This is a genomic window from Bacteroides sp. L008 (genome assembly GCF_040812255.1).
Lineage (GTDB): Bacteria > Bacteroidota > Bacteroidia > Bacteroidales > Bacteroidaceae > Bacteroides > Bacteroides vicugnae.
Genome location: NZ_JBFNXO010000001.1, coordinates 503,960 through 525,788, shown reverse-complemented (window position 1 = coordinate 525,788; position 21,829 = coordinate 503,960). Strand labels below are relative to the sequence as shown.

General features: G+C 44.4%; 15 protein-coding genes. 12 read left to right on the top strand and 3 right to left on the bottom strand.

Annotation, left to right across the window (positions count from 1 at the left end; all coding sequences use genetic code 11):
• Positions 1-28 precede the first annotated feature (28 nt).
• The 11 genes from AB3G73_RS02030 (at position 29) to AB3G73_RS01980 (ending at position 16,807) form a co-directional block, all read left to right on the top strand.
• Positions 29-2,518, top strand: a complete 2,490-nt coding sequence (locus AB3G73_RS02030) for a glycoside hydrolase family 2 TIM barrel-domain containing protein (RefSeq protein WP_217723297.1) — start codon at positions 29-31, stop codon at positions 2,516-2,518.
• Between the two features lie 35 nt (positions 2,519-2,553).
• Complete coding sequence (locus AB3G73_RS02025; RefSeq protein WP_367742202.1) at positions 2,554-3,723, top strand: alginate lyase family protein; 1,170 nt, start codon at positions 2,554-2,556, stop codon at positions 3,721-3,723.
• A gap of 19 nt (positions 3,724-3,742) precedes the next feature.
• Complete coding sequence (locus AB3G73_RS02020) at positions 3,743-4,945, top strand: alginate lyase family protein (protein WP_074637162.1); 1,203 nt, start codon at positions 3,743-3,745, stop codon at positions 4,943-4,945.
• A 23-nt stretch (positions 4,946-4,968) separates the two neighbouring features.
• A complete protein-coding gene (locus tag AB3G73_RS02015) occupies positions 4,969-8,085 on the top strand; it encodes a SusC/RagA family TonB-linked outer membrane protein (protein ID WP_367742195.1) in 3,117 nt (1,038 codons plus the stop codon).
• A gap of 20 nt (positions 8,086-8,105) precedes the next feature.
• Complete coding sequence (locus AB3G73_RS02010) at positions 8,106-9,587, top strand: RagB/SusD family nutrient uptake outer membrane protein (RefSeq protein ID WP_148366213.1); 1,482 nt, start codon at positions 8,106-8,108, stop codon at positions 9,585-9,587.
• A gap of 19 nt (positions 9,588-9,606) precedes the next feature.
• A complete protein-coding gene (locus tag AB3G73_RS02005) occupies positions 9,607-11,121 on the top strand; it encodes an IPT/TIG domain-containing protein (RefSeq protein ID WP_074637166.1) in 1,515 nt (504 codons plus the stop codon).
• A 15-nt stretch (positions 11,122-11,136) separates the two neighbouring features.
• The gene (locus AB3G73_RS02000; RefSeq protein ID WP_367742192.1) at positions 11,137-12,561 is read left to right on the top strand and encodes a hypothetical protein; all 1,425 of its coding nucleotides are present in this window, start codon (positions 11,137-11,139) and stop codon (positions 12,559-12,561) included.
• Between the two features lie 41 nt (positions 12,562-12,602).
• Entirely contained in the window at positions 12,603-13,829 is a 1,227-nt protein-coding gene (locus AB3G73_RS01995) for an alginate lyase family protein (protein WP_367742190.1), read from the top strand.
• 519 nt (positions 13,830-14,348) lie between these two features.
• Positions 14,349-15,335, top strand: coding sequence for a Gfo/Idh/MocA family protein (locus AB3G73_RS01990; protein WP_004325616.1), 987 nt, complete (start codon positions 14,349-14,351; stop codon positions 15,333-15,335).
• Between the two features lie 154 nt (positions 15,336-15,489).
• Entirely contained in the window at positions 15,490-15,960 is a 471-nt protein-coding gene (locus AB3G73_RS01985; RefSeq protein WP_148366205.1) for a nucleoside deaminase, read from the top strand.
• Between the two features lie 40 nt (positions 15,961-16,000).
• Complete coding sequence (locus AB3G73_RS01980; RefSeq protein ID WP_195649072.1) at positions 16,001-16,807, top strand: fimbrillin family protein; 807 nt, start codon at positions 16,001-16,003, stop codon at positions 16,805-16,807.
• Positions 16,808-16,927: 120 nt separating this feature from the next.
• On the opposite strand, the gene AB3G73_RS01975 is transcribed toward AB3G73_RS01980, so the two are convergent.
• Positions 16,928-18,595, bottom strand: coding sequence for an OmpP1/FadL family transporter (locus tag AB3G73_RS01975; protein ID WP_367742186.1), 1,668 nt, complete (start codon positions 18,593-18,595; stop codon positions 16,928-16,930).
• Positions 18,596-18,629: 34 nt separating this feature from the next.
• Positions 18,630-19,940, bottom strand: coding sequence for a hypothetical protein (locus tag AB3G73_RS01970; protein ID WP_367742184.1), 1,311 nt, complete (start codon positions 19,938-19,940; stop codon positions 18,630-18,632).
• Positions 19,941-20,271: 331 nt separating this feature from the next.
• Here AB3G73_RS01970 and prmA point away from each other — a divergent pair, with 331 nt between their 5' ends.
• Positions 20,272-21,138: a 50S ribosomal protein L11 methyltransferase gene (gene prmA, locus AB3G73_RS01965; RefSeq protein WP_074637181.1), complete on the top strand. Its 867-nt coding sequence runs from the start codon at positions 20,272-20,274 to the stop codon at positions 21,136-21,138.
• Between the two features lie 176 nt (positions 21,139-21,314).
• On the opposite strand, the gene AB3G73_RS01960 is transcribed toward prmA, so the two are convergent.
• The gene (locus AB3G73_RS01960) at positions 21,315-21,821 is read right to left on the bottom strand and encodes a flavodoxin (protein ID WP_234131984.1); all 507 of its coding nucleotides are present in this window, start codon (positions 21,819-21,821) and stop codon (positions 21,315-21,317) included.
• Positions 21,822-21,829 lie beyond the last annotated feature (8 nt).

Here is a 21,829-nt window from a genome sequence, read left to right as displayed (position 1 = left end):
ATTTATCCTTATTAGTACATTACTAATTATGAAAAGATTATCTTCCATATTCATCCTGTTCATTCTGCTGATACTCCCGTTGAATGCCATGATTCCGACTCAACAAAGAATCCGGCTGACAGACTCATGGGAATACCTGAAAGGTGACTTGGGAAGCATTTGGGAAGCAATACGTCCCGCCGACCCCGGTTCTTCCGAAGCAGTGCCTATCTGGCAACAGGTTACCCTGCCCCACTGTTTCAATGCAGAAGATGCAGTAGACCCGGATATCAATTATTATCAGGGCGCAGGATGGTATCGCACGCAGCTTTCTATCAAGAATCCATATCTCAATGGACGCATCCTGCTGGAGTTTGAGGGAGCAGGACAAAAAACGGAAGTGTATGTCTATACATATAAAGTAGCCAGTCACACAGGAGGATACGACGGTTGGAGTGTTGATATCACCGAAGCTGTTCAACAAGCCCTTGCCAACCCGGATTGCGCAAAACGCTTCAATGGCAGAATTCCATTATCCGTTCGTTGCGATAATACCAGAGATACGGAGATGATTCCGTCCGACCTGTCGGATTTCAACTTATACGGTGGTCTTTACCGCTACGTGAATCTGATTTACCAGCCCGAAGTGTCCTTCAGTAATATACAGATAGAAACCCCTGTAGAGAAAGATATGAAAAGCGCTTCTCTAAAGATACAAGGAACATTTCATAACCCGAATGATATTCGCCAGGCAAGCATTCACCTTTTATTAAAGGCACCTAATGGAGAAAAGGTATGGGAACAGACAACAACGATTCTTCCGTTGGGAACAAATCCTCTGTTCGAAACAACGATTAAGAATCCGATTCTGTGGAGTCCCGACCAGCCTCAACTCTATACCTGCGAACTGACATTGACTACTCCTCAAAGCAAACAGACTATTACAGAATCCGTCGGATTCCGTCACTTTGAATTCATTGAAAACGGACCTTTCCGGTTGAACGGAGAACGTCTGCTGTTAAGAGGAACCCATCGGCATGATGACCATGCCGGAGTAAGTGCCGCTATGACAGAAGAACAAATGGAAGCGGAAATGAAACTGATTAAAGAGATGGGAGTCAACTTTATCCGTTTGGGACATTACCAACAATCGGACATCATTCTCCGTTTATGCGATCAGTTAGGCATTTTGGTATGGGAAGAAATCCCCTGGTGCAGAGGTGGACTGGGAGGAGAGAAATATCAGGCACAAGCCCGCCGGATGCTGACCAACATGATTACCCAGCACCACAATCATCCCTCCGTCATCCTTTGGGGATTGGGAAATGAAAATGACTGGCCCAATGATTTCTCAACATTCGAACAATCGGCCATCCGTGCTTTCATGAAAGAGTTGAATGACTTGTCACACCAACTCGATCCGTCACGTATGACTTCCATCCGCAGATGTGATTTCTGCAATGATATTGTAGATGTCTACTCTCCCTCCATTTGGGCAGGCTGGTATCGCGGACAATTCACAGACTACAAGAGCATTTCGGAGAACGAGATGAAACGGGTGAAACATTTCCTGCACGTAGAATGGGGAGGTGACTCACATGCCGGACGTCATTCCGAATATCCTTTCAACCCGCTACAGGCAATTACGAGTGGAAACAGTGCCGACGAACGGGCAGGCGACTTCGCCCTGCAAGGCGGAGATCCCCGTGCTTCCAGAGATGGCGACTGGTCGGAAACTTACATCGTAAAACTATTCGACTGGCACTTGAAAGAGCAAGAAACAATGCCTTGGCTGACAGGAACCGCCTTTTGGGTATTCAAAGATTTCTCCACCCCTCTCCGCCCCGATAATCCGGTGCCATACGTCAATCAGAAAGGAGTGGTAGAACGGGATCTCACTAAAAAAGAGGCCTACTACGTCTTCCAGTCTTACTGGACTAAACAGCCTATGATTCATATTTACGGTCATAACTGGCGGACTCGATGGGGCAAAGTGAACGAAGAAAAAGAGATTCTGGTATATTCCAACTGTGCAGCAGTAGAACTGTTCGTGAACGGCGTCAGTCAGGGAGTCAAGCAACGCAACAGCCAGGACTTTCCGGCAGCGGGACTTCACTGGAACTGCCTACTGAAAGCAGGAGAAAATAACATAAAAGCGGTCGCTGTGAAAGGCCCTGGTAAAGGTAACATGAAAGCAGCCATTACGGATGAAATAAGTTTCAACTACCAGACAGAAGAATGGGGCAATCCGAAACAACTGAAGTTGAAGACATACCCCGATAAAGGTTCTATCGTATGGGTGGAAGCCCAGCTGACTGACGACAAAGGGATCCCCTGCCTGGATGCTGCAAATGTAATCTCATTTGAAGCTGCGGGCGACGGAAAACTGATTCAGAACTTAGGAACATCCACCGGTTCCCGAAAAGTACAGGCTTATAATGGCAGAGCTGCGATTCGCGTTGACTTGAACGGTACATGCCAGATAGCCGTAAAATCACCGGGCATTCAAACTGCTTTCATCGAAGTGAAAGCTGAATAGCAGTGAAAGCTGAATAAGAAAAGGAGAAAAGTACCATGAGAAAGACAATAGTTTCAATAGGTTTCATTATATTCTTTGGCACTGCTACGGCAGTTGCCGGAGAAAACACAGCCGAACAGATCCGTCACCTTTTAGAAAAAGAAACGATACAACGGGCAGATGCCGCGCTTCATGAGAAACCGGTCACAGTGACCGCTACCCGCGCGACAAGAAGTGCCGGAGGTATCCATGACTTCTATTCGGAGGGTGACTACTGGTGGCCGAATCCGGAAGCTCCCGACGGTCCTTATATCCGCCGGGACGGAGAAACCAACCCGGAGAATTTCACAGCACACCGGCAGACCATGATTCGCATGAGCCAACTGGTAGGCGACCTTACTTCCGCCTGGATACTTACGGGTAAACAAGTATATTCCGATGCAGCCATGCAACATATCCGGGCATGGTTTATCACCCCGGATACACAGATGAATCCCAATCTGCTGTATGCACAGGCCATCAAGGGAGTAGCGACAGGACGAGGAATAGGAATTATCGATACGATTCACCTGATCGAAGTAGTGCAGTCGCTCCGGCTTATGGAAGCGAAAGGGATAATTGACAAGGAAGAACTGGGGACTATCAAACAATGGTTCTCCGATTATCTGACCTGGATGTCCACACACCGTTACGGAATCAAAGAAATGGAAGCGAAAAACAATCATGGTACCTGCTGGGTCATGCAAGTCGCTGCCTTTGCGTTGTTCACGGACAACCGGGAAATGATTCGTTTTTGCACGGAACGCTATAAAACAGTACTTTTACCTAATCAAATGGCTGCAGACGGCAGTTTCCCTTTAGAACTGGAACGCACCAAGCCCTATGGTTATTCTCTTTTCAACCTTGACGCAATGGCCACTATCTGCCAACTGCTCACTACCGAAGAAGAAAACATATGGAACTATACCACACCGGATGGCAAAAACATCGATAAGGGTATCGCCTGGCTTTATCCATACGTAAAAGACAAAAGTAGCTGGAAGAGACAACCCGACATCATGTTCTGGGAAGAATGGCCGGTGGCGCAACCGTTCCTGTTATTCGGCACATTACATCATTTCAACAAAGAATATTTCAAAACATGGATGCAACTGGAGCATTTCCCCACCAACGAAGAGGTGGTACGTAATCTTCCCATCCGTCACCCGTTATTATGGATTCAATAAACTAGAAAATCAATAGAATATGAAAAACTTATTAGTATGCACATTATTGTTCGCCTCTGCTTTCACACTGAACGCACAGGTAGCCAACACCCGCATCTATGCTGCGGAAAAATTAGCTAAAGTAAAAGAAAAAGCCGATTCACCTCTATATGCCCCTGCCGTCAAAACTCTTTTAAGAGATGCCGACAAGGCTTTGAAGATGACTCCGCCGTCCGTAATGGATAAAACGATGACAGCAGATAGCGGAGACAAACACGACTATATGAGCATGGGGCCTTATTGGTGGCCGGACCCATCCAAACCGGACGGTTTGCCCTATATCCGTAAAGACGGACTAAGAAATCCGGAATTGGATAAGCTCGACCGCAACAAACTGGGAGATATGTCGAAAGCAGTCACCACACTGGGACTTGCCTATTACTTCTCCGGTGATGAGAAATATGCGCAAAAAGCCGTAGACTTCCTGAATGTCTGGTTTCTGGATGCCAAGACAAAGATGAATCCGAACCTCACTTACGGACAAACCATCCCCGGAAAGAATAAAGGCATGGGACGTGGTGCAGGTATGATTGATATTTACTCATTCACAGAAATGATTGACGCCATGACATTGATGGAGAACTCGAAAGCATTTACTCCCAAAGTAAAGAAAGGGATGAAAGAATGGTTCACGCAACTAGTGGAATGGATGCAGACCAGTCCCGTAGCTGCCGAAGAACAGAGAGCAAAGAACAATCACGGTCTGGCTTATGACGTGCAACTGACAGCTTATGCTCTATATACAGGCAATCAAGATCTTGCAATGAAAACCATTCAGGAATTTCCCGAAAAGCGTTTGTTCGCGCAGATAGAACCGGACGGCAAGCAACCGTTGGAACTTGCACGCACCACCGCCCTAGGATATACCATCTTCAATCTGGGACATATGCTCGATATGTGTTCGATCGCCTCCACTTTGGGACAGGATATTTACACCGCCACCAGTCCGGACGGACGTTCCATTACGGCAGCACTGAAATTTCTGATTCCATATATCGGCAAACCACAGAGCGAATGGCCTTACCAACAAATCAAGGAATGGGACAAGAAACAGGAAGAAGCTTGCTGGATTCTTCGCCGTGCCTCCTTCTTTGATCCGAAAGCCGGATATGAAGCCATCGGCACTCAATTCCGCAAGACACCTGCCAACAAAAGAATTCATTTAATCTATAGTTTAGAATAAGAAACACTTAAAATACTAATCAGATGAAGAACAAATTTATTCATTACCCTTTGGTAATGGCATTGATGCTGTTATTCTGTGTTCCGTGCGTTACCGTCACTTATGCACAGTCGTTTACCGTCACCGGAACAGTGACCGACAGTCAGGGTGGAATCCCCGGAGCGAATGTGAAAGTAAAAGGTGGTACCGCAGGTACAATCACCAACATGGACGGTCAGTTTACGTTGAGTGTCCCCTCCTCCAAGTCTATCCTGGTGGTTTCATACATCGGATACATCCCACAGGAAGTTGCCATCAACGGTAAAAACAAATTGGATATTCACCTGCTGGAAGATACCAAGACACTGGATGAAGTGGTAGTCGTAGGTTATGGTGTGCAGAAAAAGTCCCACTTGACGGGATCTGTGTCCAAAATGGATATCAACAACCTGACAGATATTCCCGTGACCCAAGTAGACCAGTTATTACAGGGTAAAATTGCCGGTGTCAATATCCAGAACTCTACTTCCGAAGCGGGAGCCGCCCCACAAATCCGTGTGCGTGGTATGGGTTCTATCAGTGCCGACAGTTCTCCGTTGATTGTCATCGACGGCTACCCCACACCGGACGGTCTTTCCACACTCGATATGGCGGATATTTCTTCCATCGAAGTATTGAAAGATGCCGCTTCGGCAGCCATCTACGGTTCACGTGCCGCCAATGGCGTTATTTTGGTTACTACCAAGACAGGAAAAGCCAGTAAACCAAAATACAGCGTGAAAGCCTCCACTGGTTTGAAATGGGCTTATAAGTTACATCCCATCATGAGTTCACAGGATTATTGCAGCATGATCGGATATGAATCGGTATTGAAAAATAAAACAATATCACAGACAGAGGAGGCTTTCGGCCTCATTGATAACTACACCGACTGGCAGAAAGAGGGATTGAACAGCAGTCCGCAGATTCACCAGGTGCAGCTCTCCGTATCGGGTGGCAAGAATGACATCACTTATTATATTTCGGGCAACTATGCACAGGAAGACGGTATCATGCTCAACAGCAACTATACCCGCCTGAACCTGCGTTCACGCATCACTGCCAAACTATCCAAACGGGTAGACTTCAGCTTGAATCTGGCACCGTCGTACACCAAGACAGAAACTCCTGCCACCAACTTCATGGATTTCTATCGTACGCCCTCTTTCATGCCTGTACGCCATACAGCCGCCACCTCCGCACTGACCGGCAAACCTATCGGTTCGTATGCACGAGGCAGCGACTTCAGCAATGTTACTTATACCCGTGAAGACGGAACCACTTTCACCCCGACCAGCAGTCCTTTCGGTTCGAGCAACAACAATCCACGTTCACTGATGGATACGGAAGAACGTTTCCGCGAGGATTACAACCTGCAGGCGAATGCCTCTTTCAATGTCCAACTGATGAAAGGACTGGTATTCACCACTTCCAACGGTTTCTTTATCAAGTATCGCCAGAACAATCAATATCGCGATTATGCAGCGAAGAAAGATGAAGAATCAGCTATGGGTACTTATACCAACCGTCTGTATATCGACTTATTGAGCGAGAACACGTTGAACTATACCGGAAAGACAGGGAAGCATGACTACTCCGTACTGGCCGGCTACACAGCGCAGACTACTTCTGAAAGAACTGCCGGTATCGTCGGACTGGGCTTCCCCACCGACTATATCCATACATTGAATGCCGCAACATCTTTCGACCTTGACGGAACTTACACCCAGAAATACCGTACGGCAATGATGTCCCTATTGGCACGTGCCACATACAGTTATGATGAGAAATACCTGTTCTCTGCCAGTATCCGTACAGACGGAAGTTCTCTCTTCGCCGACGGGCATCAATGGGGCTACTTCCCCTCGGTATCTGTGGGATGGCGTGCTTCGGAAGAGTCTTTCCTGAAACAATTCGGTTGGCTGAACCTGCTGAAAGTCCGTGCCAGTTTCGGTGTGACGGGTAATAACAGTATTCCCGCCAATTCATTCTATGACCTGCTCTATCCCAGCAACTATGCATTGGGAGAGGGAAACGGCAACCTGATCTCCGGACTCGCCAAAACTAGCGAAACCAAAGGTAACAACCGCATCACCTGGGAACAGACTTACGAATACAACGCCGGATTTGACTTGAGCATCCTGAACAACCGCATCAACCTGACAGTGGACGGATACTACTCCATCACCAAACAGTTATTATTCAAACAGCCGGTTCTTTCTTTCACCGGATTCAATAACTACTGGAATAATATCGGACGCATCCGCAACAGTGGTATTGAGATAGAACTGAACACTCATAATATCCGCACCAAGAATTTTGAATGGGAAAGCTCATTCAATATCTCTTCCAACTTCAACAAGTTACTGGAACTTTCGGGAGAAGAACGACTGATCTCTACGGGTGAACGTAACGAAACATATCTGGCACAGGTAGGCAAGAGAGCCATTTCTTTCTTCGGCTACAAGACAGACGGCATTTACAAAAGTCAGGAAGAGGTGGACGCTGTTCCCCACTTGGCCAGCGCCGTACCGGGCAGTCTCCGGATTGTAGATATCAACGATGACGGAGTGATTAATGACAAAGACCGTACAGAAATAGGCAACCCATTCCCGACAGCAACATGGGGATTCACCAATACACTGACCTGGAAAGGATTCGACCTTTACGTCATGATTCAGGGAGTTCACGGACTGGATGTATTCAACGGTGACGGTTACTTTACCGAAACCAAGAAGTTCAACCGCAACTACGTGAAAAACCGCTGGATCAGCGCAGACTACCCGGGTGACGGAAAAACTCCCTCTTTCGCAGCAAACGGCGGTGTCGCCTGGGAATTTACGGATTACCTGATCGAAGACGGCTCGTATGTGGCATTGCGCAACGTGACTTTAGGTTATAAGTTCAATAAGAAGCAATTGAAAAAGATCGGAATCAACTCACTCCGTCTCTATGCTTCAGGACAGAACCTGTTCTATATCTGGTCCAAGGACTACCGTGGTATTAATCCGGAAGCACGCAAGACGAGTGGTTCTTACAGTTCTCCCCTTATCAACGGTTACCAGTCCGGAGGGTTCCCCCTGCAATCGACAGTCACTTTCGGATTCGAACTTAATTTCTAACTCCTTAAAGACAAATAACAATGAAACTAAAACATACATTCATCGGTATTCTCTCGACCTGTGCGTTGGGACTCGCCTCCTGCGACTTGAACATCATGCCAGATTCTTACATAGCCGATATCAACTTCTATAAGAATGAAGCGGAAGTGAATACTGCTGTCATCGGCTGTTACGGAGGTATGCACAATCCGTTAAATATAGAATGGGCGCTGACGGAACTCCGCTCGGACAATACCCGCATGAACAGCACCCGTTCCAGTAATGACGCATTCATGCAACTGCTGGCACTGGACCTCGGAACAATGGACGCCAGCAACCCGAATATCCGTACTTACTGGGAGGCTACTTATCAGAACATCAATAACTGTAACTCAATACTGGTTCCCGAAGTGTTGAACGTAGTGGAGGACGAAAAGAAGCGTGCACAATTCGAGGGTGAAGCACTCTTTATCCGTGCTTATCATTACTTCAATCTGGTGCGTCTTTTCGGTCCCACCTTTCTGGTGACGGAAGAGATCAGTATGGAAGAATCATTAAGAAAAGACCGCAGTTCGGTACAGGCTACCTACTCACAAATCATCGACGACCTGAAACGTTCTGTCACGGACTTGCAGGATGTTACGTATAGTTCCAATGACTTGGGACGCGCCACGGTACTGGCAGCCAAGTCACTACTGGCAAAGGTTTATCTTACCCTCGGACAGTATGAAGACGCCAAACCGTTGCTAAGCGATGTAGTGACTGTTAAAGGCGAAACGCTGAATGTCAAATATGCCGATGTGTTCGACACGACCAAAGAAATGAACGATGACATTATCTTCACTGTACGCTACAAAAGCGGCAGCCTGGGTATCGGTTCTCCGTTTGCCAATACATTTGCACCGCAGAACAGTGGCGCGAATGTAATCACCGGTAGCGGTGACGGTAAGAATTACCCGACGAAAGAAATATCCGCTGCTTACAGTAAAGAGGATTTAAGAAAGGACGTCAGCATGGCAGACAGTTATTATGATAAGAGCAAAGAGATGGAAGCACAGGTTGCTTATGTCAAGAAGTTCCTTTCAGAAGTATCTGTACGATACGATGCTGAAAATGACTGGCCCATTATCCGTTACGCAGATGTGCTGCTGATGTATGCGGAAGTATTGAACGAAGTAGACGGTCCTTCTGCCGGATTGAAATACCTGAATCTGGTACGTGAACGTGCCGGACTAAGCAAAATCGAGAGTAACGCTGTGACTACCCGTAACGTATTCCGTACCTATCTTGAGAAAGAACGTCGTTTGGAACTGGCTTTCGAAAATCAACGCTGGTTCGACCTCTTGCGTTGGGGCAAGGCCATAGAGGTGGTCAACAAGCATATTCAGGAAACGGAATGGGATTTCTATGCTGGCTATACCCAACAGATCAACAAGTTGCAGGATTACCAATTGATACTGCCGATTCCACAAAGCGTGATCGACAACAATCCGGGCGTCATCACACAGAACCCTAACTATTAATACTAAAAGACACTGAATCATGAAAAATAAATTCTATAGCCTATTCATCTTCTTCGTTCTCACTGCGCTGGCAGGTTGCAACGAACAAGAATCGACTGATGTCACCGAACAGGGTGATCCTCAAATTATAGAGTTCACCCCGACGAGCGGTAAGTTCGGACAGGAAATCACTGTCAAAGGAGAATTCCTGCGCGATATACAAAAAGCAACGATTGGTGGCGTAGAAGCTACGATACGCTATAAGCTCTCTCAACAGGAGATTGTTATTGTAGTTCCCGCCAATGCCGGAAACGGGAAAATCGTTCTTAGTACGAAAGAAAAAAAGACGGAAAGTGAGCAGTCATTTACGATTGTATATCCGGTTCCCCAAGTGAAGAATGTTCCTGCCGGGGCGCACGTGGGAGATCAGATTGAAATACAAGGTGAGAATCTGGACATCGTGTCTAAAGTTTGTTTCGGCGATAAAGAGGCTTCCATCTCCTATCAGTCCGAAAGAGAAATTGTAGCAACCATTCCTTTCGTCATCACGGATACCGCTCCTATCTCCCTCTATTATCTTGACTCTACAGGAGAGCAGTTCACTCAACCGGAGGGTCCTGCTTTTGAGATCATCAAAGATATTCCGACCATTGACGCAATGGCAGAACGGGTGACCGAGGGAAGTCTGATTACCCTCAACGGAACTTTCCTGAATCTGATTGAAAGCATCCATTTCGGGGATGAAGTGAAAGTGACTAACTTCGTTGAGAAAACTGCCAACAGCATTGTATTCCGTGTTCCGGAATTGCCGGAGAGTGCTACTGTGGACGTTCTGGCCAAATATTATGAGGGAACAGGCAGTCTGACGCTACGGAATGACTGTTATGTATTTATTCCGAGAGTATTCAGCTATCCGAATCTGAAGATGGGTGCACACCGCAATGAAGATTTTGGTAATATGATTAACGGAACTACCGGACAGGTTTCCACCACTTGTATCCTGAAAGATGTTGATTCCCGTGCCCTGATTGATTTTGCAGCGGTACACAACAGTAATAATGACTTTGCATTGAACGGTCCGCAGAACATAAAGGCTAATTTGAGAAATTACTGGTGTAACGGTACTCCATTACCTCCATTGAAGAGTTCTTCTACGGAAGCCGAAGTCAACGAAAACTTTGGTGAGTTTACTTCTACTGTCACCAAACTTCTTGTACTTCAGGAAAGCAAAGGATATGGCGAACTGATTAGAAACATTAAAGAAGGAAACATCGAAGAAATATCTCCTACCGACGAGATTACCAAAGCATTATTCAATATTGATATGGATGCGGAAGGCTCCAACTCGGTACGCAGCCGTCAGAAAGCGGAAGCGGAGGATAAGGAAGCATCGAATATATACAAGGCAGGCAGTGTCGTTGTGTTCAAGAACCTGAAGAAGAATAAATTCGGTATTATGATTATCCGTTCTGTCAATGTAGACTTTGACGCTGTTAAGGCGACGAATGATGCCAATGCAACGATTACTTTCGACCTGTATTACCAACGTTACTAAAAAAGACGAAAGACAATGAAAAGACAATATAAATTTACCGCATTATCGGCAGTCCTGTTCTGCCTGATAGGTTTGTTGTACGGATGTACCCGTGACAATGAAATCATAATTCCGGAAACATCTGTCAATCCACCGGCTACGGATTATTCCGTAGCAATCGGTGACGAGGTTACCTTTACCGGACAGAATATGCATCTGATCTCTAAAGTGGCTTTTGACAATCAGGTGGTCAACATCACTACCGAGCCATCCAACCGTTCGCAAACCACACTGATAGTGGCGGTGCCCGATAATTTCGAAGTGACACAACATATCTCTGTCGTTGCCACTTACAATTCTGTACACAAACTGACTTTAAGTGATGCTTTCGAAGTGGTAGTGCCGGGTGTCACCACTGATATGAGTTCTGCTACTATCGGAGATAAGATCACACTTACAGGAAAGAATATGCACCTGATTACTAAGGTAAACTTCGGAGATCAAGTGGTATCTTTCGATCCCAATCCGGACCGTTCGCATACTTCACTGATGGTAACTGTGCCCTCTACTTTCGATATAACTAAAAAGGTTCAGTTGAGCGTTACGTATACCACCCATACCGTGAATGTATCTAATGATTTTGAAGTAATCGTGCCACCGGTTATTCCTACTGTCACCACTGTTCTGGAAGGAGAAGTGGGCACAGGAGCCACTATTACGCTGGCCGGAACCAATCTGAATATTCCCAAGAAACTAATGGTAAACGGACAAGCATACGAGTTTACAGCTACCGCTACCAGTCTTTCTTTCAAAGCTCCCGAAGACATTACCGAAAATTTAGTAATCGACAATGTAGTATTAGTGTATGACAATGTGCTGGGGGATAATCAGGAACTATCTGTATCGGGAAGCGTAACAGTGAAACCGACACCTACCCTGCCATACATCCTTTGGGAAAATATCGAACTGGGAAGTCATGGAACGGAGAATGCTTTCTTTGATGTTACGAATGGACGGACGATGACTCCATGTGATGTAGTCGAACATAAAGAATGGGTTACTTTCGCAATGGATAATACTAGCGGTGCACCCACAGCGCGTCTGTTGAACCCGGCCAATATCGGAACCAATCTTCTGAACAGTCAGTTTTGCAATGGTACAGCTTTGAATCTGAATGATTATGCCATCTGGAAAGAATCCACACAGACAACTCCGTTCAAGAAAGTCACAGATGACGCACTGATTACCAAAGTGACAAACGGTGAAATCACCAATATCCGGGATGACATCGGAGATGTGAAAGCGTCTGATATCAAAACAAATACTCCGACTGTTGCAGCAGGAGAAGTGTATTACTTCTATCATAAGGAGAAATTCGGATTGATTTGGGTGAAACAGCTGAATATTCAAACAGACAGAAAACTGAACACCATCATTATGAATGTATATTACGAGAAATAGACAATACAATAAAACGAGTACCCAAAAAGTTATATTATCCCATGAATCTACGAGCGAACTACTCCAAGAGAATCCGTTTGTCACTGGCTTTCAGCATTGTTGCAATGACTGTTTGCGCCCAGAGCATCTGGAATGCGGAACATCTGGAACAAGTGAAAAAGTCTCTCAATCAAGCCGCATACAGCGCCACTTATCAGAACTTACTAAAGCAGGCAGACAAGGCTTTGAACGCCCACTATCTTTCTGTTATGATGAAAGATAAAACGCCACCAAGCGGAGACAAACACGACTACTTGAGCCAGGCACGCTATTTCTGGCCGGACCCGACCAAGCCGGACGGTAAACCTTATATCAGCCGCGATGGTGTATCCAATCCGGAACTGGATAAACTGGACCGTAACCGCTTGGGAGAGATGGCAAATAATGTCACGACACTCGCACTTGCGTGGTATTTCAGTGGCAAAGAACAGTATGCACTGAAAGCAACCAAACAGATTCGTGTCTGGTTTCTGGATAAGAAAACCTGCATGAACCCACATCTGAAATATGCGCAGGTTGCGCCTGGACATAATAATGATCTTGGCCGTTGCTATGGTGTGATAGATACTTATTCGTTAGTGGAAATGCTGGATGCCGTCCAGCTTCTTGAAAAATCCCGTTCGTTCACCTCGAAAGATTCAGAGCAGCTAAAAAAGTGGTTCGGGCAATTACTGGACTGGATTCTGACTAGCGAACAAGGAAAAGAAGAAGCCAGCCGCCCCAACAATCATAGTACTGCTTATGATGCACAAGCCATCGCATTTGCACTCTATACAGGCAATCATAAAGTAGCCGAACGGATACTTCGGGAAGTTCCCGAGAAGCGGGTATTCAAACAGATTGAACCGGGCGGCAAACAGCCCGAAGAATTACGCCGGACATTGGCTTTCGGATATTCAGAATTCAATCTGCAACATCTGATAGATATTGCGGCTATGGGAGAAAAAGCCCATATACCTGTTCTTTCTGTCAGCTCTGCCGACGGACGAAGCATTTACAAAGCTGCCGATTTTCTGAAGCCATATCTCGGTAAAGGAGTCAAAGAATGGCCTTACAAGCAAATCAGCGAATGGAACAGTAAACAACAGGAATTATGTAAAGACCTGTATCGACTGTATCTGCTCGATTCCACTCGCACCGATTATTTAAAGGCATATCAGCAGTTCCGGAAAAAGAACTCCAAAGAGCTTTTCAATCTTCTTTTCCTGAAAGAGAAAGATGCATTGTAAAAAAGGAGAATATACTCCGGAAGCTTACCCATCCAATCCGGTGGAATAGAGAAATAAAAAGCAAATAAAGCCTCAAAGACTTGACTTTCGCTTCCGAATATCGTATCTTTACAGAGTTAATGATAAAGTAGCTTCAATTAAACTACACGCAAAGGAGGGAATTGTGATTCCCTCCTTTCTTTTTATATATCAAAGGAAAAATCATATTCATAGAGGGGAAAGTTCCCCCCACCCCGGCTTTCCCCTCTGTTTTGCCCGGTATTCTTTCTCCTTCAACCCGGGGCATAGCGGTCTTCACCTTGCTTCTTACCGGAATTAGAGTGTGCGTTGCCATCTTTTAGAGGCTCTGTTTTCACCAAACAGACCGTCTGTTCAGGTAAAGCAGAGCCTCTATTGAAGTAAAACGTAATGTCTGTTTTCCCACTGTCTCTGCCAAGTTAATAATCAATAAAGTTGCTCTTGACAAAAAATAGCTTTATCTTTGGGGAGTTGTTAAAGCAGACACAATAGGTATATATTATGAGTGAAAAGATTATCAAATGGGGCTTTATTGGTTGCGGAGAAGTAACCAAGACAAAAAGTGGTCCCGCTTTCCAGAAAGTAGAACATTCGGAAGTCGTAGCCGTAATGAGTCGTGACGGTGCGAAGGCGAAAGCGTATGCCAAAGAGAGAGGAATCAAAAAATGGTATGACGATGCACAAGAACTGATCGATGATCCGGAAGTAAATGCTGTCTACATTGCCACTCCTCCTTCTTCACATGCTACGTATGCCATTATGTCCATGAAAGCAGGCAAACCTGCTTATATTGAGAAACCAATGGCTGTGACGTACGAAGAATGTACACGCATCAACCGCATATCCAATGAAACGGGAGTTCCTTGTTTCGTAGCTTACTATCGCCGTTATCTCCCCTATTTCCAGAAAGTAAAGGAATTGGTAGAGAACGGGACTATCGGTAATGTCATCAATGTGCAGATTCGTTTTGCCCAACCGCCACGCGATCTGGATTACAATCGCGATAATCTTCCCTGGCGTGTGCAGGCTGACATTGCCGGAGGTGGCTACTTCTATGACCTTGCTCCGCATCAGATTGATTTGTTGCAGGATATGTTCGGCTGCATCCTCGAAGCAAGTGGTTATAAGAGTAATCGGGGTGGACTTTATCCTGCTGAAGATACATTAAGCGCCTGTTTCCAATTTGATAACGGATTGGTTGGTAGCGGTTCCTGGTGTTTCGTAGCCCATGACTCTGCCCGCGAAGACCGTATTGAAATTATCGGTGACAAGGGAATGATTTGTTTCTCTGTTTTTACTTATGAACCTATAGGCTTACATACCGAAAAAGGACGGGAAGAAATCTGCATCGGTAACCCGGAACATGTGCAACAACCTCTCATTCAAGCAGTGGTAGATCACTTATTGGGTAAGTCCGTTTGCTCCTGTGACGGTGAAAGCGCAACGCTTACTAATTGGGTAATGGATAAAATTTTAGGCAAACTATAACCCCAAAAAGCAAAAAAAGTATCATTCTTCTCCGCAGTTTACCGATACTGTAAAAAAATTAATAGGGATATTCCATTGTATATTGTTAGTTTTTTCTATCTTTGTATAAAGAAGAGAAGGAAAAAATGAAACTAACAATATACTTTTTTGTACCATGACTAAAGAAGCCTTAATGAGGAAAGCAATCGAGCTTTCCAAAGAGAATGTTAAAAATGGTGGAGGTCCTTTCGGTGCTGTGATTGCCACGAAAGAGGGGGAAATAATTGCAACAGGAGTGAATCGTGTTACGGCATCATGTGACCCAACTGCTCATGCCGAAGTGAGTGCAATACGTGCCGCAGCTGCCAAACTCGGTACTTTTAATCTTAGCGGATACGAAATCTATACTTCCTGCGAACCTTGTCCCATGTGTCTCGGTGCTATTTACTGGGCACGTTTGGATAAAATGTACTATGGAAACAATAAGACCGATGCCAAGAATATTGGCTTCGATGACTCTTTTATTTATGACGAACTGGAACTGAAGCCTGAAGACAGAAAGCTTCCTTCCGAAATCTTATTGCATAATGAAGCCCTTACTGCCTTCAAAGCTTGGGCGGCCAAAGAAGACAGAGTAGAATATTAAAAAACCTCTCACTATTATTAACCTATTAATTATCCCTCAAATGAAAAGAAAAAGCCTTTTATTTGTGATGGCATCAGTATGCCTGTTCAGTTGTCAACAACAAGACGAACTGCAAGCCCCCAGTAAAGAAGGTATCAACTTTCTTACTACTGTCGACAATGAAAGTATCACTGACGCTGTTACTCGTAGCAGCAGTACCCTGTCACTTCCTTTAAAAAGTAGTTTTTCAGCCGGAGATGTCATTTCAATGTCCGTTTCCGAGCAGGAATATCAGCCTTTTACCTTGGGAGTAGATAACCAAAATTGGAGCGAGACAGCTACAGATTCGGAAGCTGTAACTTTCTATGCTCATTATCCTGAATTGTCCGGTGATGTAACGACTAGATCCCTCTTTAGTCGCTACCGTGATATCAAAGGCGGTTTAGAATATTTGTTCGGCACAGCCCAAGCCCGCAAAGGTTCTAGCAATGTAGCCCTTACATTCAAGCGAATGACTGCGCCCGTTATTCTACTTGATGAAAAAGGCAACCCGTACGAAGGTAAAGCAATCGTTAAACTTTTCCTGAAGAACAAAGGTGTGCAGGATCTTTTCAACGGTAAAATCGAAGCTGACAAGAATGCAACCCCGGAATATATCAGTATCCGGAAAATTTCAGAAGGTATCCTGACTAACTTGATTCCACAAATAATCAAAGCTGGTGAGAAGATTGGTTCTGTAATCGTAGACGATAAGGAAGAACCTATCATCGCAGATCAGGATATTACCATAGAAGCCGGAAGTCCTGTTACGATGAGACTTTACGGAGGTCGCGGAATTATTGATGAACGTACTCCGTTACGCAGATAAAACAAAAGAATAACAGCGATACTAATAAAAATCCCCGGAACCGCTGTAGACACTCAGCATTCCAGGGATTTTTTACACACAAAAGTTATTATTGAAATTGAAAACTGTCTCTTTATTAGATTAGAAGCGCATACCTACGGTAAACAACACTTGGCTACGTGTATTCGTCACTTTCGTTGCTTCCGGTGCACCAATAGTTACACCACCATCTTCATTTGCATATCCATTTACAAACGGATAGAAGTCTTCCTTATACGTAGAGAATTTATAGGCTAGATCGGCATAGAACATTGATCCGCGATAACCAATACCCAATGTATAATTACTCATTGATTTAGAGTTGGCAAAATCCGTGTCTGTCTGAATAGAGTTAAACGGCAGATCCTTGAAAGCATCCTTATGGAAAGCTGCAGTACTATAATTGTAACCAGCCCGAAGAGCAAATTGTGGAATCACCTTATATTCTAAACCTAAACGAACTGTATTAACTCCTTTCAACATAGGCGTTGTGCTATTCTCAAACTCAAAAGAAGAAGAATAACCATCCGGATCTTTAAACTTCATAGAAGAATAATCCTGGTATTCATATTCAGCTCCTAAAGCCAGACTATTCCCTACTGTATAACCTAAACTTACATTGTAAGTCCATGGGGTTTGGAAATTAAATGAACGAACCATATCAGCCTTTCCGGGAACATGATCCCAAGTCTTTACTACATCTCCACCCATCTCACCGGTTTCCTCATTAATCACATCTGATGCAATCTGTGCGCTTGTTTTATAATCAAGACTATAGAAGATCGGAGTATGAACAGCCAGTCCGATACGGAAAGGCGAATATTCAAACGGACGAATGATAGCTCCTAATTTCACATCAAAACCAGAACCTGTGATCTTGTTCCAACTTTGTAAGTCATACCCTTCATTACTTTCATAGACTTCTTCATAAAATGTGTACTTACTGTAATCAACAGAATATGCACCAAGAGTCAATCCTAAATACACCCGGTCATTAATATTGAACGAAACATTAAAATCATATTGGTCAATACCACCGCGCTCTTCAGAACGGAAATTAGCATTCCCATAAGGGAACATTCCTTTATAGTTTCCAGGAGAAACATACAAAGGTTTACCTTCAAAATTATTAATTTGGTTTCCGTCCTTATCAGTATAAATATTATTGGGCTTACCTGTTGCCGGATTAATCTTATCCGTCGTTATATCTGTTATCACCCAACCATCATATCCTAAAACAGAAAGCCAGCCGATATTCGGATCATCATAAGGGTTGTTTCCCCATCCCTCAATACCTCCAGCTTGCGAAGCCATCAGGAAAGTTTGGGAATAGTCTCCCAGATTACCCTTCATATCCATATTCTTATAGAAGGACTTTGCCTTATGATAATTAAATCCAAAATTCACAAAACGCAGAGGAGTGTTATTCCCGATCTTTGAAGAAAACACAAATCCAATATTATCAAACGAAGCTCTCGATTTATCTGAATTCAGTTTGTTATTCAAGTATTTACTTTCGGTTCCATAAGCTGAAAATCCGAAGGAAGTCATAACATCGCTACTACGAAATAGTCCAATACCGGCAGGATTCGTGCCCATGGTGGAGATATCTCCACCTAAAGCTCCCATGGCACCGCCCATACCTACAAAACGTGCAGTTCCGTTTAAATCTTTTCCGGTCAGTTTGGCACCATCATAAACTGTCTGTGCCACAACCGGAGTTGCCGATGCCAATAACCCCAATACAGCTATAGTAAATATCTTTTTCATACCTTTCATTCCTTTTAATTAAACATCTGACTTCCTATCTTCTACTACTACGGGAGGAGCCGCCACCACCTGAAGATCTGGTAGAACCACCACCGCCACCGGAAGAATAACTGCCACGTGAACTACTGCCGGAAGAAGCCGGTGAATAACTCCGTGAAGAAGAAGAGGAACGAGAAGTTCCATAAGAAGAAGAGGAAGAACTACGGCTTTCGCCAGAATAACTACTACGCGGAGCAGTTGAACTTCCACGACTATATGATGAAGATCTTGTTGTACTGCTGCCGGTAGTGCTTCTTGCTCCAGATGAAGAACGAGAGTAAGTAGAACTTGCTCCACTACTCCGCGTACTGCTCGGACGGGAATAAGTACTGCTACTACGACGCGACGACCCTTCTACCCGATTAACAGAACTGCTACGTTCACCTGAAGTACGCGTACCCACTACACGTCTTGCAGAGCTTTCTCCTCTACTATAAGAAGAAGATGCGGAAGAACGAACAGAAGAGCCACTACCTGAACGGGGAACACTTGAACCATATTGACGAGACGAATTTCTGTAACTGCTTTGTCCGGAAGAACGACGATTCGTATAGGTAGGACCTGTCCAATGACTGCTTCCACCTCCGCCCCAGCCCCAGCTAGGACCACCGTGCCAGTGGTGGTGATGTCCCCAATAACCGCCGCCATACCAGCCACCCCAGTAGCCGCCATACCAGCCGCCCCAATAACCCGGAGAATATCCCCAAGCGTAATAAGGACGATTCCATCCCCAGCCATAGTTCCATCCCCAGCCGTAAGAGCCATAACGCCAATCCCACCAGAGCGGATTACTGAATGTCGGAAATGCATAAGCATACATACCATCGGTATATACGTTCCAGTCCCATGAATTCGGACCGTAAACTACATCCCAATACAACGGACTGCTGATGCTGATAGCAAAACGCGGATTGCGGAAACGGATGATACGTTCAGCGTATTCATAGTCGTCTTCCGTACCATTGAATTCACCTGTCACCCATTCTCCGTCCAAATCCGGATTAGATTTTTCTTTTATATATAAGGTATCATTATCCATTACGAATTCATTATCACGTGCATCGTAACGGCGGTTATATTCATCCACATCCCGTGTTCTTCCCTTACGGTCCTGAACCACTACTGTAGTACCCGGTGAAGTATAGATGTTGGTCACCTGTTTCTTCGGTTCCTTCTTAACCGGAGTTTCTTTCTTCTCCTGTTTGTCTTTTGAAGGAATGAAGTAAAGGTCGTCATCAACGCTTTGTGCCATCAAGCCTATCGGGAGGCACAAGGCAAATAGCAAGAAATAAACAATCTTTTTCATATCATCTCGGTTTATGTAATTACTTAAACTTATTCACGTTACAAAGATAAGGAAGAGATTTTTCGTTCGAGGGAGATTTTCCCCAAAGGATAATAGGGAAATCCCTATTTCACTACTTTTATAGAGAAAAAGAGGTGTTTGATTCTATCGAAATACGTCTATTTAACTTATGATATCAAAGGTATGGTAAAATTCACATACGATATATACAAATCAAAGAAGTCCATTTGGAGCTTTTGTTGATAGCAACATATACTTCATTAAAAAACTTCGTCAAGACTTCGTTTTTGAGTATCTTTGTCCCATCATTATTCAGATAAAAAGAAAGATTATGAAATATTTTGAGTTTTCATTTCAGACACATCCTTGCACCGAAACGGTGAATGATGTATTGGCTGCAGTATTAGGCGAAGCCGGATTCGAAAGTTTTGTTGAAAGCAAAGGCGGATTGACTGCATACATCCAACAATCCTTATGTGACGAAACTGTTATAAAAAATGCGATAGATGAATTTCCTATACCCGACACAGAAATCACCTATACTTATATTGAAGCAGAAGACAAGGACTGGAACGAAGAATGGGAAAAGAATTTCTTCCAACCTATTATTATTGGCAACCGCTGTGTGATTCACAGTACTTTCCATCAGGATGTTCCCAAAGCGGAATATGACATTGTTATCAACCCGCAAATGGCTTTCGGCACCGGACACCACGAAACGACAAGCCTTATTATTGAAGAATTACTGGACAACGAACTGAATAATAAATCCCTGCTGGATATGGGTTGCGGAACTTCAATTCTTGCCATTCTGGCACGAATGCGAGGTGCACGTCCTTGCACGGCTATCGATATCGACGAATGGTGTGTACGCAACTCCATCGAAAATATCGGATTAAATCATGTAGATGACATTGTGGTTTCACAGGGAGATGCTTCGTCACTGACCGGAAAAGGACCTTTCGATGTCATCATTGCCAATATCAACCGGAATATATTACTGAATGATATGAAACAATATGTTGCCTGTATGCATACTGATTCTGAAATCTATATGAGCGGATTTTATGTAGACGACATTGACTCCATCCGGGAAGAAGCCGGAAAAAACGGACTGACTTTTGTCCATTATAAAGAGAAAAATCGTTGGGCAGAGGTGAAGTTTATTTATAAAGGGGCAACCGAAAATCATGGTTGATATACACTATTAATAAACACAAAACTCTTGATTGATATAAAAAAAATAGTGACGCTATATGACAATGATACCGTCAGTATCCCAATCATATACCGTCACCATTTTTATTGGATAGCGTCACTATCTCGTAGAAGAGAGGAGATCAGATTATTATGAACGAGGTCTTCACATAGTTGTTACGCGAACTCCCTCTTTATCTGTTGGCACCATTCCTTTATTTTCTCTTCCGCATGTTCAGACTGATTATCCAAATCAACAACCAGACCACACCATTGCCCGCCACGCAAAGCTTTGGAACGTTCGAAAGTGTAACCCTCGGAAGAAGTAAAGCCGACTAGCGTAGCTCCATCCTCTTCAAATACCTCTGCCAATAATCCGATGCCATCCGCAAAGTTTTCCGGATAACGTATCTGATCTCCTAACCCGAAGATTGCAACTTTCTTTCCTTTTAAATTCATTGTCCGTAACTCCGGCAACAATTCATCCCAATATGTAGGAAGTTCTCCGTCAAACCAAGTTGAAGCACCGACAATGAAACAGTCATAAGCTTCAAAGTCATTTTGCCAAGCCTGTTCAATAGGCACTGTTTCTATCTTTTCCTTACTAAATTCTTTCTGTATTTTCTCTGCCACCCAACTCGTTCTTTCAGCTTTGGTAGCATAAAATAAGCCTATCTTTTTCATAATCCACA

Coding starts and splice junctions, on each gene's coding strand:
- AB3G73_RS02030 (WP_217723297.1), top strand. CDS start 29: ATGAAAAGATTATCTTCCATATTCATCCTGTTCATTCTGCTGATACTC.
- AB3G73_RS02025 (WP_367742202.1), top strand. CDS start 2,554: ATGAGAAAGACAATAGTTTCAATAGGTTTCATTATATTCTTTGGCACT.
- AB3G73_RS02020 (WP_074637162.1), top strand. CDS start 3,743: ATGAAAAACTTATTAGTATGCACATTATTGTTCGCCTCTGCTTTCACA.
- AB3G73_RS02015 (WP_367742195.1), top strand. CDS start 4,969: ATGAAGAACAAATTTATTCATTACCCTTTGGTAATGGCATTGATGCTG.
- AB3G73_RS02010 (WP_148366213.1), top strand. CDS start 8,106: ATGAAACTAAAACATACATTCATCGGTATTCTCTCGACCTGTGCGTTG.
- AB3G73_RS02005 (WP_074637166.1), top strand. CDS start 9,607: ATGAAAAATAAATTCTATAGCCTATTCATCTTCTTCGTTCTCACTGCG.
- AB3G73_RS02000 (WP_367742192.1), top strand. CDS start 11,137: ATGAAAAGACAATATAAATTTACCGCATTATCGGCAGTCCTGTTCTGC.
- AB3G73_RS01995 (WP_367742190.1), top strand. CDS start 12,603: ATGAATCTACGAGCGAACTACTCCAAGAGAATCCGTTTGTCACTGGCT.
- AB3G73_RS01990 (WP_004325616.1), top strand. CDS start 14,349: ATGAGTGAAAAGATTATCAAATGGGGCTTTATTGGTTGCGGAGAAGTA.
- AB3G73_RS01985 (WP_148366205.1), top strand. CDS start 15,490: ATGACTAAAGAAGCCTTAATGAGGAAAGCAATCGAGCTTTCCAAAGAG.
- AB3G73_RS01980 (WP_195649072.1), top strand. CDS start 16,001: ATGAAAAGAAAAAGCCTTTTATTTGTGATGGCATCAGTATGCCTGTTC.
- AB3G73_RS01975 (WP_367742186.1), bottom strand. CDS start 18,595: ATGAAAAAGATATTTACTATAGCTGTATTGGGGTTATTGGCATCGGCA.
- AB3G73_RS01970 (WP_367742184.1), bottom strand. CDS start 19,940: ATGAAAAAGATTGTTTATTTCTTGCTATTTGCCTTGTGCCTCCCGATA.
- prmA (WP_074637181.1), top strand. CDS start 20,272: ATGAAATATTTTGAGTTTTCATTTCAGACACATCCTTGCACCGAAACG.
- AB3G73_RS01960 (WP_234131984.1), bottom strand. CDS start 21,821: ATGAAAAAGATAGGCTTATTTTATGCTACCAAAGCTGAAAGAACGAGT.